Genomic DNA, 13420 nt, shown 5'->3' on the forward strand with positions numbered 1-13420 from the left:
CGACGCATGACGGGAGTGTCGGGGTGATCTACGTATTGTTGAGCGTCATCTGCAGCGTGCTGGTGTCAGTACTGCTGAAGCTGGCGCGCCGCTTCGATGTCGATGTGGGCCAGGCGATCGCCTGGAACTATGTAGTAGCCGGGGCGCTTACTGCACTGCTCTTGCAACCGTCGCTGGCGAGCTTGCGCGAGCCGGGCGCGCCATGGCTCGCCTTGGCGGGGCTGGGCGTGCTGCTGCCGACGATCTTTCTCGCGCTGGGCGCGTCGGTACGGCACGCCGGCATCGTGCGCAGCGATGCGGCGCAACGGCTGTCGCTGTTGATCTCGCTGCTGGCGGCTTTCGTGCTGTTCGGCGAGCAGCTCAGCGCCCTCAAGGCGATGGGCATCGCGCTGGGCCTGCTTGCGCTGTTGTGTATGGTGTGGCGCAGCGGGCAGGTCACGACGAACAGTGGCTTCGCCGGCTGGCTGTATCCGCTGCTGGTGCTGGGGGGCTTCGGCGCGATCGATATCCTGTTCAAACGCGTGGCGCTGGCCGGTGTGCCGCTGGGTGCGTCGCTACAGGCGATGTTCGCGCTGGCGCTGTTGGTCGCGTTCGTGCTGCAGCTATGGCGACGCCTGCGTGGCCATACCCGCTTCACCATGCGCAGCGCGTTGGGCGGCGTGGCGCTGGGGCTGGCCAACTTCGGCAACATCCTGTTCTACCTGCGTGGCCATCGCGCGTTGCCGCAACATCCGGCGCTGGTGTTTGCCAGCATGAACATCGGCGTGGTGGCGCTGGGTGCGCTGGTCGGCGTACTGGCTTTCCGCGAGCGGTTGAGCCGGCTCAACCTCGGCGGCGTGCTGCTGGCCCTGTTGGCGATCGTGTTGATTGCACGCAGCTAGCGTCGCGCGGCGAGAAGGTGACTTCTGGGATATGAAAGCGCGTGGTATCGGTGCCTATGCTGCAGTCTCCCCGGGGCGCGTTGCGCCTCTGCCAGCTGAGGATGTCCCGTCCATGCGTAAACTCCCCCTTGCTGCGGCCCTTGCCGCGTTGCTGCTCAGCACTGTTGCCATCGCCGGTCCCGACGACAAGAAGGACGACAAGGCCAAGCCCGACGCGAAGCCAGATGCTGCCCTGCTGCAGCCGCAATCATCGAGCAGTGAGGGATCGGTGTCGGTCGAAGGTCATCGCATCGATTACAAGGCGGTAGCCGGTACGCTGGTGCTGCACGGCAGTGGCGACAAGGAGAACGAGCCGCAAGTGAGCATGTTCTACGTCGCCTATTTCAAGAAGGGTGCCGAGGCCACCAAGCGACCGATCACCTTCATCTACAACGGCGGTCCCGGCTCCGCCACGGTATGGCTGCACATGGGTGCGTTCGGGCCGAAGCGGGTGGTGACTGCTGACGACACGCACACGCCGGCCGCGCCGTATGGCCTGGTCAACAACGACTACAGCCTGCTCGATGCTTCCGACGTGGTCTTCATCGATGCGCCCGGCGCCGGTTTCAGCCGGCTGATCGCGGATGATGCCGACAAGTCCAAGCGCGACGAGCAGATGAAGGATAGGCGCAAGGCGATCTACGGTGTCGATGGCGACGGTCATGCGTTCGCCCAGTTCATCACCCAGTTCCTGTCGAAGTACGGGCGTTGGAATTCGCCGAAATACCTGTTCGGCGAAAGCTACGGCACCACCCGCTCGGCGGTGCTGGCGAACATCCTGGAGAATGAAAACAGCGTCGATCTCAACGGCGTGATCCTGCTCTCGCAGATCCTCAATTTCGACACCAGCATCGACGGCCCCGAGTTCAATCCAGGCATCGACCTGCCGTACGAACTGGCGTTGCCCACGTTCGCGGCTACCGCGTTCTACCACCACAAGCTGCCGTCGCAACCGGCGGAACTGGAGCCGTTCCTCGAGGAGGTCAAACGGTATGCGCTGGGTGATTACACGCAGGCGTTGATGGCCGGCTCGCGGCTCAGTGACGCGCAGAAGCAGGCAGTGGCGGAGAAACTGCATCAGTACACCGGCCTGTCGGTGGCCTATCTGCTGAAGGCGAACCTGCGCGTCAGCGGCGGCATGTTCGAGCACGAGCTGCAGACTGGCGAAGACACCACCACCGGCCGGCTGGACAGCCGCTTTGCCGGGCCGTCGATTGATCCGCTGAGCAAGGAGTCCGACTACGACCCGCAGTCCTCGGCGATCAGCTCGGCCTATATCGCTGCGTTCAACGACTACGTGCGGCGCGACCTGAAGTTTGGCGACGGCCAGCAGTACCGCGAATATGCCGACATCGATCACTGGGATTTCGCGCACAAGGCGCCGGGCGTGCAGGGTGAGGCGCTGCAGTCCTCGACCAATGTGATGCCGGACCTGGCTACCGCGATGAAGACCAATCCCAACCTCAAGGTGTACTTGAACGGCGGTTACTATGATCTGGCCACGCCGTTCTTTGCCGCCGACTACGAGATGCATCACCTGCCGATCCCGGCCAGCCTCGAGGGCAACATCAGCTACTCGTGGTATCCCTCCGGGCACATGGTGTACGCGCACGAGGCGTCATTGAAGCAGTTGCACGACAACGTGGCCCGCTTCATCGAGCAGACCGACAACGTGAGGCATTGAGGTTGTCTGGATAGCCCACTTTGTCGACTCTTCAGACTTGCGCAGGCCCCACTTTTTTCGTCATTCCGGCGCAGGCCGGAATCGCTTCACCACAGCGAAGCTGGTCATCGCTACGGAAATGCAACGTGAGTCATCAGCAAAAGCGATCCCGGCCTGCGCCGGGATGACGTGGGGAGGGTGATGTTGATGTGGATGGAGGCGGTTCGACGGCGCAGAGAGGGCGGTCATCCGAGTTGCCTGATGGCGTTCGTGCCGCCCGGACGCTCAGCGTTTGGGCGGTGCGGTATGCCGCGGCGCCGTCGAGCCGCGCACCACCAGTTCGGGGCTGAAGCCCTCGTTGGTGCTGTTGACCGGTTCGCCGTTGGCGTCGCGTTGCAGGTCGTCGATCAACCGTTGCGCGGCATGCCGTGCAATCTCCTCGGTGGCCTGTCGCGCGGTGGTCAGTGCCGGCCATGACTGCTTGGAGAATGGACTGTCCTCGAAGCCGGCGATCGACAAGTCGTAGGGCACGTTGATGCCATCGGAATGCGCGGCTGCCAGCACGCCGGCAGCAATTTCGTCATTGCAGCCGAAGATCGCGCTGGGCCGATCCTTCAGCGCCAGCAGCTTGCGTGCGCCGCGGAAACCGTCGTCGAAGGTGTAGTCGCCCGGCACGATCAGCTTGCGATCGAGCGTGATGCCATAGTCCTTCAGCGCATCCTCGTAACCCTGGTAGCGCTCCTGGCTGGAGCGATGCTCGTGGCCGCCCCACAGGAAACCGATGCGCTGGTGGCCGAGCTGGATCAGGTGCTCGGTGATCGCATAGGCGGCGTCGCGGTCATCCACGTACACGCACGGATAACCATCCTGCGGGTCCTTGCGTGCCGAAATGATCCGCATGAACGGGATCTTCGCTTCGCTGAGCGTGCGAATCAGCTCCGGCTGCTCGGACATCGGTGGCGCCAGAACCAGCCCGGCCAGCCGTGAACGGCGCACCAGTTCGCACAGCTCGTCCGCAAGCTTCGGCGAGGACGCGTCGCAAGGATGGATCTGCAGGCCGAAGCCGCTGCTGCGACACACCGACAGCACGCCGCGTTGCAGGTTGATGATGTAGTGCGCGTTGGGGTTGTCGTAAACCAGCGCCAGTGCATAGGCACGGGTACTGCGCAGGCTGCGTGCGGAAGGGTCGGGCTGGTAACCGAGTGCGTCGATCTCCCGCTGTACCTTCGCCCGCGTGCGCGCATGCACCGACGGTTCATTGTTGATGACCCGCGACACCGTCTTCAGCGAGACGCCTGCCCGTTCTGCGACATCCTTGATGGTGGCACTGCGCACCCGCGAACCTCTTGCATCCGAAAATAAGGGGCGCCAGCAGCGCCTCGTGCATCCTAGCGTATGGTCATGACCGTAGCGAATACATGACTCACCCCGCATGCTCCTGGCCGATCCGGTGACCACGCATGCCGTAATACAGAATGTACAGGTAGCACGGCAGCATCAGCAGGGCGAACGCGAGCTGGAAATCGATGTGCTCCTTCAGATGCACGAACACTTGCGGAATCAACGCGCCGCCCACGATACCCATGATCAACAGCGCAGAAGCCGCTTCGGTGTGTCGGCCGAGCCCCTTGATCGCCAGTGGAAAGATCGCCGGCCACATCATCGCGTTGGCGAAGCCCAGCGCGGCGACGAACATCACCGAGGCGTAGCCATGGGTGATGTAAGCACCGAGCGTGAACAGCACGCCGAGCATTGCCGATACTGCCAGGTAGCACTGTTGCGAGACGAAGCGCGGGATCACCAGGAGGCCCACGACATAGCCCAGCAGCATCGCGCCCAGCGTGAAGGCGGTGAAGAACTTGGTCTGGTCCAACGGCAGCCCGAAACCCTGGCCGTAGGTGCCGATTGCGTCGCCCGCCATCACTTCCACGCCAACGTACAGGAACAGGCACAACACGCCCAGCCACAGGTGCGGGAAGCTGAAGATGCTGCGCCCGCTGTGGCCGATGGCGCGTTCGTCGTTGGCGCCGGCCGGCTTGATCTCGGGCAGCGAGGAGCGCACCACCCAGACCGCCAGCAGCACCAGTGCGCCGGCCATGATCATGTAGGGCAGGTGGATCTTGGCGGCGAAAGTGTCGAGCAGCATGGTGCGCGTCGCCGGGTCGGCGGCCTTCACCTGCTGGTCGAGGTCACCGATGCCGTGCAACACCAGCGCGCCGATCAGCAGCGGTGCGAGGATGCCGGCGAACTTGTTGCAGATGCCCATGAAGGCTATGCGCTGCGCGGCGCTGTCGATCGGCCCCAGGATGCTGATGTAAGGGTTCGAGGCGGTCTGCAGCAACGACAAGCCGGCGCCGATCACGAACAATCCCGCCAGCGCGCCGAAAAACACGCGCATGGTGGCGAACTGACCGAACATCATCGCGCCGATTGCCATCACGAACAGGCCCAGTGCCATGCCTTTCTTCATGCCGGTGCGGCGCAGGACCATCGATGCGGGCAGCGAGAACACGAAATAGGAAATGTAGAACGCGAACGGCACCAGGAACGCATAGGCGTCCTGCACCTGGAAAGCGAGCTTGACGAAAGTGATCAATGGCCCGTTGAGCCAGGTGACGAAGCCGAAGATGAAAAACAGCACGCCGATGATCATCATCGGCCCGATATTCGAACGGTCGGTCGGCGCCGCCGCCAGCGTTGTTGCCATGTGTGTTCTCCCCCAAAGATCGGCCGTGCTGGTAACGGTCGAATGACCGGACAGTCTGGAATGTCTCCTTATTCGCCAAAAAGTGCAACGTTGTCAATCCGAGCCGTGCCAAGGTGACCTGTTCATGGCTGGGATCGGGCCGTAAAGACGGCCATATCAGACCGGTTGTGCGGTGCCGCAGCATGTCCTTCGGTGTCGCAATGGACTTCTGGATTGCGCCATATAAAGCCATTTGAGTGGCTGGCTAAGGTGATCTCTTGGAATGTCGTGACAGCTATGCTGCGGCGCCACATCGAATGCTTCGGAAATTTTTGATGGCCGTGTTGACAACGTTGTCATTTTGAGGACAGACTCCGCCGGAATCAGGCCAATGCCCGGCCGGTGGCGATCCGTCGCTGCGTGGATCAGGGCGATGCCGGTCACGGGGAGAGTACGGAGTGGGGGAAGTCGCCAACCAGCGTCATGCAGCGGAACCGTCGGCAACGAGCCGGGCGGGTATGTCGACTTTTGGTGGGCCGTTCCTGGCCGCCGATGTCGGTGGCACGCATGCGCGCATCGGCTTGGTCGTTGGCAGAGCTGACGGCCGCCGCCCGATCAGCGTGCTGCACTATCACCGCTACAGTTGTGCCGACTGGTCGGGCCTCACGGCGATGCTGCAGGACTTTGTCGGGCAACTGGCCGGTACGCCGCACGCCGCATCGCTGGAAAATCTCCGTCATTGCGCGATGGCCTGCGCGGGTTACGTACTGGACGATGCCATCGTCAACGAGAACTTGCCGTGGCCAGTGTCGATCCGCGAGATCCGTGATGCCCTTGGCATCCAGCGGCTCGCGGTGATCAACGATTTCGAGGCGGTCGCCTACGCCACCCAGTTCATCGAGACGAGCGAAACCCGATCGATCATCGATGCTGTGCAACCAGCATCAGCTGGGCCGGTGCTGGTGATGGGGCCAGGTACCGGGCTCGGTTCGGCGGTGCTGTTGCCGGGTCAGCCGCGGGTGCAGGTACTGGCTACCGAGGCGGGGCAGATTTCGCTGGCGCCAGGTAACGAACGCGAGATCGAAATCCTGCGCGTGCTGGCGCGTGAGCGTCCCTATGTGTCGTTCGAGGATGCGCTGTCAGGGCCGGGCCTGCTCAAGCTTTATCGTGCGCTATGCGAGCTGCGCGTCAGTCCCGCCCATCTGCTGACACCGGCCGAAATCACCGGCGCCGCACTGGCCGGCATCGACGCCGCCGCGGTGGAGGCACTGCAGGTGTTCTGTGGTTTGCTCGGCAGCTTCGTCGGTGATCTGGTGCTGCTGTACGGCGCCCGCGGCGGGGTCTACCTGGCGGGCGGCATCCTGCCGCAGATCCAGCCGTTCCTGCTGACCAGCACGTTTGCTGCGCGCTATTTCAACAAGGGCGTGATGCGCCCCTATCTGCAACAGGTTCCGGTACGACTGATCGAGCACGGCCAGCTTGGTGTCATTGGCGCCGCAGGCTGGTTTCTGGATAAGCGGGAGGGAGAGTGAGATGACCCTGATCCAGTGACACGGCGCCAAGCCAACCACCACCACAACAGTCCATGACCGCGCCATGCCGGTCCTGATTTCGAGCCAGCCTCTGAGGGGAGGACATCATGAATTACCGCAAGACATTGCTAGCCGCCAGCATCATCAGCAGTCTGTGTCTGTCCAGTGTGCTTTATGCACAGGACAGCACCCAGACCAGTAGCGCTACGACTACGACGACCACGTCGAATACCAAGCCCGACAAGACCAACGTGAAAGAGTTGCCCACCGTTGTTGTCGTCGGTATTCGTGCCAGCCTGCAGGCATCGCTGGACACCAAGCGCAATGCCGACGCCATCGTCGATGCGATCACCGCCACGGACATCGGCAAGTTCCCGACCACCAACGTGGCCGAAGCGCTGGCGCAGGTCCCTGGTGTGACGCTTGACCGCGCCATTCCGGGAACTCAACGCGTCAGCATCGACGGCATGGATCCGAGCCTCAACCTGAGCTTGCTCGACGGTCATCCGGTGGCACAGGCGATCTGGCTGTTCGGCGACAGCCCGAACCGTGGTTTCAACTATTCACTGCTGCCGTCGGAAATTCTCGGTGGGCTGGAGATCTACAAGAGCCCAGAAGCGCGCTTGCCCGAAGGCAGCATGGGCGGCACGGTGCTCATGCATACCCTCCAGCCGCTCGATGTGGCTCCCAACACGCTGACCGGCTCAGTTGGCGCGAACTACAACGACATGGTAGGCAATTCGCGCCCGAATGCGTCAGTGTTCTATAGCTGGCACAACGACGACAAGACCTTCGGCGTCGACGTCTCCGCCCAGCATTACGAGCTGTTCACCTCGCGCGAGGGTATGGAGAACTACGGTTACACGCCCATCGGCGGTCCGGGTTGCACAAACGGTTGCTTGGACCAGGCCGCGCTGACCGCGGGCAATAATGTGATTCAGAATGAACTCAACGCCGGTACCATCAAGTCGACTGATCAGATCCCGAACCAGCTCAGTGCCGCGAACTTCCAGCAGACCGAAAAGCGCAACAGTGTCCTGATCAACCTCCAGTACAAGCCGAACGAGCATTTCGAGAGCACGCTCAGCCTGATGTACATGAAGGATGGCCTGGATAACGTCAACCAGTCGATGTATCCATGGGCCACGAATCGGCCGGGCGGTATCACGTCACTCACTGAAGGTCCGAACGGCATCATCGTTGCCGGCACCCAGGTGGGTACGCCGTGCTACAACACCACCACCTGCAACAGCACGTCGAGCACCTTCAGCGATAACTACGCGCGTCAATCGATGGTCAGCACCAAGGGTGCCGACTGGAAGGGCAAGTACAGCGGCGATAGCTGGCAGCTTGCTGCCGATGTGGGCATCAGCACGTCGAGCAACCCGATGACTTCCTTCATCAAGGAGATCTATTACGGCGGCCCGTTCAACTGGAATATCAATCAGGGTGTGCAGTTCACCGATCCAAGTACGGCCAACAACCCGAGTTACTGGGCCGACAACGGTTGGGGTGGCAACGAAGAGACCATCCTGTACAAAGCCAAGGACTCCTACGCGCAGCTCGACTTCAGCAAGGATTTCGACGGCTTCTTCAACCAGCTGCTGGCCGGCGTGCGTTATGCGAGCCACTGGGAAAGCCAGGTAGAGAACGCCTACACGGGTCCGCAGCAGTTGACCCTGGATCAGATCGGTTACGGCGGCCTGTCTGACCTGTCGGGTATGAGCAGCCTGGGACTGTCCCAGAGCTTTATCTCGCACGTGCAGACGCTGGGCCTCAATGCGATCAAGAATGCGGTTCTCAGCACGCCCGGCTTCGGCGTTGCGAAAGATGCCAATGTCTATTACGGCAACACCTGGAACGTGCAGCAGCAGAACAGCGCTTTCTATCTGCAGGCGAATTTCGGTAACGACGTCGTGCATGGCAACATCGGTGCACGTTATGTGCACACCGAGAACGACTCGTCCGGTTTCAACGTTCCCAACGCCTGCTCATCCGCAGATACGTTTGACTGCGCTTTCCCAGCCGGTTTCGGCTACATCACCCAAACCAACACGCACAACAACTGGCTGCCAGCAGCCAATATCGCCTGGAACGTTGCGCCGGACTTCGTCCTGCGCGGCGCGGCATCCGAGACCGTGGCCTATGCGCCGTATAACGAGATGGCTCCGTACTTCGAGTCGAACGATACGGTGCTGACGGCCGTCGGTGGCAACCCGAACCTGAGCCCTTATCGCTCGATAAACTTCGACGGATCGGCTGAGTGGTATTTCAACAACCAGTCCGTCATCGCATTGTCGGGTTTCTACAAGAACATTCTCAACTACATTGTGAATGCGGCAACCTTCCAGGAGCGCATCAATGGTTCCTGGACGCTGCCGGGGTATCTGCAGGCCGAAGGCGACGCACAGATTGCCGCTGGTCTTTGCACCACGGCAGGTATCTGCCAGTACAGCGTGACGGCACCGGTCGATGGCGGCCATGCCAAAGTCAAGGGCGCCACGGTCAGTTATCAACAGGCGTTCGGCGACAGCGGCTTCGGCCTGCGTGCGAACTACACCTACTCGGACGCCTCGACCAGTAGCGGCGGTGCACTGCCGTACAACTCCAAGAACGCGTACAACATCGCCCCGTACTTCGAAAGTGGCCCGTATACCGCGAGCATCGCGTACAACTGGCGTAGCAGCTACCTCGCGGGCGGTTACGTCGCCGGTGCGGCGCCGACCAACGTGGCCAGCTTCAAGGAGCTCGATGCTTCGGCCGGGTATCAGATCAACAAGAACTTCTCGCTGTCGCTCGATATGCTGAATCTGCTCAACTCCAAGTACTACTCGTACCTGGGTAGCAAGAATCAGCTGTCCGAAGAGTATGTGACCGGTCGCCAGTTCATGCTCGAGGCGCATTTCAAGTTCTAAGTTTTCGTATTCCCGTATCACTTTCCCCAAATTGGATCTGGCGGCTTGCCAGGTCCTTTTTTTTACCGGCAACATGATCCCCGGGAGTCGGTGCAGGATCGTGCCGCCTCCCACCTTTTGTCACGCATCACGGGAGATGCCATGCGCATCGCTAGCCTGTTCCTGTTCCTGTTCCTTTGCGGCGCAGCCATGCGAGTGGACGCGGATGCCACGGCGCCTCCCCTGATTCCGCTGCCGGCCGAACTGAGTTATGGCAGCGGCCACTTGCGGATGGATGCCAGCACGTCGATCGTGCTGCAGCCGAATGATGCGGCGAACCGCGCAACCGCAGGTTACCTGTCGTCGCTGTTGCGGCGCACGCGTGGTCTGTCACCCAGGATTCTGGCTTCGGCGCCGGAGGTTGTAGCCATCACGCTGGTGCGTGATCCCCATGCGACGGTCGTCAACGCCGAAGGCTATGCGCTGGATGTCGATGCCCATGGCGTGCGCATCGTTTCACGCGATGACGCCGGGTTGTTCCATGGGGTGATCACCTTGTGGCAATTGATGACACCGGATGCGCTACATGGCGCGGTGCAGGTGCCCGTACTGCATATCCGCGATCAGCCGCGCTTTGTTTGGCGCGGCCTGATGCTGGATTCGGCGCGACACTTCCAGTCGGTCGCCGAAATCGAGCGACTGCTCGACCAGATGGCCCAGCACAAGCTCAACGTCTTCCACTGGCATCTCACCGACGACCAGGGCTGGCGCATCCAGATCAAGCGCTACCCGGAGCTTACCCGCATGGGTGCGTGGCGCACGCCACCAGATGCAGGGCATGACGGTGAGCCGGAACGTTATGGGGGTTTCTACACGCAGGAGCAGATCCGCCAGATTGTTGCCTATGCCGCCGCACGCCATATCACGGTAGTACCCGAGATCGATATGCCCGGTCATGCGCAGGCCGCGGTGGCGTCTTACCCGCAATTTGGCGTGACCGGCAAGCGTCCCTCGGTCTCGGTCGACTGGGGTGTCAATCCCTACCTGTACAACGTGGACGACGGTAGCTTCGATTTCATGGACCACGTCCTCGATGAGGTGATGGCGCTGTTCCCGTCGAAATACATCCATGTCGGCGGCGACGAAGCGGTCAAGGATCAGTGGCAGGCGTCGCCCGAAGTACAGGCGAAGATGCATGCGCTGGGTCTGAAGGATGAGGACGCGCTGCAAGGCTGGTTCATCAACCGCATCGGACTGTACCTCGCCGCGCACGGCCGCCAGTTGGTGGGCTGGGACGAGATCCTCGACGGCGGCGTGTCGGTCGATGCCACGGTGATGTCGTGGCGCGGGAGCAAGGGTGCGATCAAGGCCGCGCAACAGGGGCATGACGTGGTGCTGTCGCCCGCACCCGACCTGTATTTCGACCAGCTGCAGAGTGATCGCGTCGACGAGACGGCCGGGCGCATTCCCGCGCAGAGCCTGGCCCACGTATACGCGTTCGAGCCGGTACCGAAGGAGCTCGATGCAGCACAGGCGGCCCACGTGCTGGGCGCGCAGGCGAACATGTGGACCGAGCACATGCCGACGATGAAGCACGTCGAGCATGCGGTATTCCCGCGGCTGGACGCGTTGAGCGAAGTGGACTGGTCGCCGGCCGCATCGCGCGACTGGAACGGTTTCCTTGGCCGGTTGCCGGCGCAGTTCGCGCGCTATCGCGCGCAGGGCATCGGCTATGCCGATAGCACGTTTGCGCCGGATATCAAGCTGGATCGCAACGCCGCGCTGGTCGGTGGCACAGCGCAAGTCACGCTGTCCAACCAGGCTGGCTACGGTGAAATGCATTACACGTTGGACGGCCGCGCGCCCGACCGGCACGCACCGCTGTACCAGGCGCCCTTCACCGTGAAGCTGCCGGTGACGGTGCGCGCAGCGACGTTTGCCCGCGACGGCAGCATGCTGGCTGCACCACGCCAGCGTGTGCTGGATCGGACCAGCCTGCTCAGCCTAAGCGGCAACGAGATGCCGAACTGCCCGGGCAGTGATTTCCGCCTGCGCGTGCAACCGATGCCCGATGCCACCTCGCTAGCGCCGGTGTACAGCATCAACGTGTTCAACGCTTGCCAGCTGTATCCGGCGACGCCGATGGATGGTGTCGCGAGAATCCACGTCGATGCCATACGGCTTGAGCGCAATTACGCGCTGGCACATGACGCAAAGCTGGTAGTGTCGCGCCCGCACAACACGCCATTCGGCGAGCTGGTGGTGCACCAGGATCAGTGCACCGGGCTGGTGCTGGCCACGCTGCCGCTGCCTGATCCGGAGCACAGCGTGCGCCGCTTCACGCTCGACGCAGCGCTGCCGGCGCAGCAGGGCGGCCATCCGCTGTGCTTGATCTATACCGCACCGATCGATGGCCCGCTGTATGCGCTGGATCGGGTTGCATTGATTCCGGGCACAACGAAGCCGTGAACGCATCGCCGCGCCGGCTCGCTTCGCTCGATGCGCTGCGTGGCTGCACCGTGGCGGCGATGCTGCTGGTCAACGATCCGGGTGATTGGGGTCACGTCTACGCGCCACTCGATCACTCGGCATGGAACGGCTGTACGCCCACCGATCTGGTGTTCCCGTTCTTCCTGTTCGTGGTCGGTGTGTCGGTGGCGCTGGCAATCCTGCCGCGGCTGGAGCAGGGTACTGCGCCGGGAGTATTGGCCCGTACGGCGCTGTGGCGTGCATTGCGCATTCTCGCGCTGGGCGTGGCGATCAACGTGCTGGCGGCATTGCTGATGCCGGGCGTGCATCTGCGTTTTCCCGGTGTGCTGCAACGGATCGGCATGTGCTTCGCCGGGGTGGCGCTGTTCGCGATCTACACGAAACCGCGCACACAGTGGCTCACGATCGCGGTGTTGCTGCTTGGCTACTGGGGTCTGCTGCTGGCTGGTGGCTCGCTGGAGCCTTGGGCGAATATCGTCAGCCGCACCGATAGCGCGGTGCTCGGTCACTTCGTCTATCTGATCGATCCGGCCACCGGCCGTGGCCACGATCCGGAAGGCTTGCTCAGTACGCTGCCATCACTCGCCAGCACCCTGCTGGGATTACGCGCGGGCTGCTGGTTGCGCCAGGGGAAACTCAAGACCTTGCTGATCGCTGGCGTGCTGTCCGTGTTGCTCGGTGCGCTATGGTCGCTGTGGCTGCCGCTCAACAAGAACCTGTGGACGCCTTCGTTCGTGCTGTGGTGCGCGGGCTGGGTCACGCTGGCACTGCTGGCGTTCCACCTATTGATCGATCGGCGTGGCTGGCCGGCGTGGGGGCGCCGCTTCGGGGTCAACGCGATCGCCGCGTACGCGGGCTCCGAAATGATGCAAGTCCTGCTGCCCGCGCTGGGCTGGCAGAAGTCGATCTATAAACATGTGTTCGCCGGCTGGATGACGTCCCCGTTCGGCCCATACGTTCCCTCGCTGGCGTTTGCGCTGGTGTTCGTGCTGCTGTGGTGGCTGATCGTCTACGCGATGGATCGGCGTCACATCTATCTCAAGCTTTGAAGTCAGCGCTCGCTATCGCCGGCCGCGCAGTGCCTTGATGAATAGTCCCATCAACAGTAAGCCGAGCAGGAAGCCGATGCCGGCGCCCCACAGGGCACCGGTCTGGCCGGCGATCAAATAGCCCACGCCGAAGCCCAAGGGAAACAGCAGCAGCAAAGGCAGGCAGCCCATCGGATCGCTCCTTCG

Annotated in this window: 9 protein-coding genes; 6 read left to right on the plus strand and 3 right to left on the minus strand. The window is 62.3% G+C overall.

Features of this window, described 5'->3' with window-relative positions:
* The first annotated feature begins 23 nt into the window (after positions 1 to 23).
* Positions 24 to 881, plus strand: coding sequence for an EamA family transporter (locus GSQ75_RS11320; protein WP_158754977.1), 858 nt, complete (start codon positions 24 to 26; stop codon positions 879 to 881).
* A 112-nt stretch (positions 882 to 993) separates the two neighbouring features.
* On the plus strand, positions 994 to 2604 hold the full coding sequence (locus GSQ75_RS11325; RefSeq protein WP_158754978.1) for a peptidase S10: 1611 nt from the start codon (positions 994 to 996) through the stop codon (positions 2602 to 2604).
* Between the two features lie 264 nt (positions 2605 to 2868).
* Here GSQ75_RS11325 and GSQ75_RS11330 read toward each other — a convergent pair whose 3' ends face one another.
* Entirely contained in the window at positions 2869 to 3918 is a 1050-nt protein-coding gene (locus GSQ75_RS11330) for a LacI family DNA-binding transcriptional regulator (RefSeq protein WP_158754979.1), read from the minus strand.
* A gap of 88 nt (positions 3919 to 4006) precedes the next feature.
* Entirely contained in the window at positions 4007 to 5290 is a 1284-nt protein-coding gene (locus tag GSQ75_RS11335; protein WP_158754980.1) for a sugar MFS transporter, read from the minus strand.
* A 497-nt stretch (positions 5291 to 5787) separates the two neighbouring features.
* Between GSQ75_RS11335 and glk the strand changes: the two genes are divergently transcribed.
* From glk to GSQ75_RS11355, 4 genes are all read left to right on the plus strand, one after another.
* On the plus strand, positions 5788 to 6801 hold the full coding sequence (gene glk / locus GSQ75_RS11340) for a glucokinase (RefSeq protein WP_254058542.1): 1014 nt from the start codon (positions 5788 to 5790) through the stop codon (positions 6799 to 6801).
* Between the two features lie 107 nt (positions 6802 to 6908).
* Positions 6909 to 9716 (plus strand): TonB-dependent receptor, encoded by a 2808-nt coding sequence (locus GSQ75_RS11345; RefSeq protein ID WP_158754982.1) that lies wholly within the window; start codon positions 6909 to 6911, stop codon positions 9714 to 9716.
* A 141-nt stretch (positions 9717 to 9857) separates the two neighbouring features.
* Positions 9858 to 12164 (plus strand): family 20 glycosylhydrolase, encoded by a 2307-nt coding sequence (locus tag GSQ75_RS11350; RefSeq protein WP_158754983.1) that lies wholly within the window; start codon positions 9858 to 9860, stop codon positions 12162 to 12164.
* Complete coding sequence (locus GSQ75_RS11355) at positions 12161 to 13234, plus strand: heparan-alpha-glucosaminide N-acetyltransferase domain-containing protein (RefSeq protein ID WP_158754984.1); 1074 nt, start codon at positions 12161 to 12163, stop codon at positions 13232 to 13234. Before GSQ75_RS11350 ends, GSQ75_RS11355 begins: the two co-directional genes overlap by 4 nt.
* A 12-nt stretch (positions 13235 to 13246) precedes the next feature.
* Here the strand turns inward: GSQ75_RS11355 and GSQ75_RS18955 are convergent, their stop codons facing one another.
* Positions 13247 to 13405 carry a hypothetical protein gene (locus GSQ75_RS18955; RefSeq protein WP_174236725.1) on the minus strand — a complete coding sequence of 53 codons (159 nt, stop codon included), beginning with the start codon at positions 13403 to 13405 and terminating at the stop codon, positions 13247 to 13249.
* Positions 13406 to 13420: the final 15 nt, after the last annotated feature.

Source organism: Dyella sp. S184, from assembly GCF_009766065.1.
Lineage (GTDB): Bacteria > Pseudomonadota > Gammaproteobacteria > Xanthomonadales > Rhodanobacteraceae > Rhodanobacter.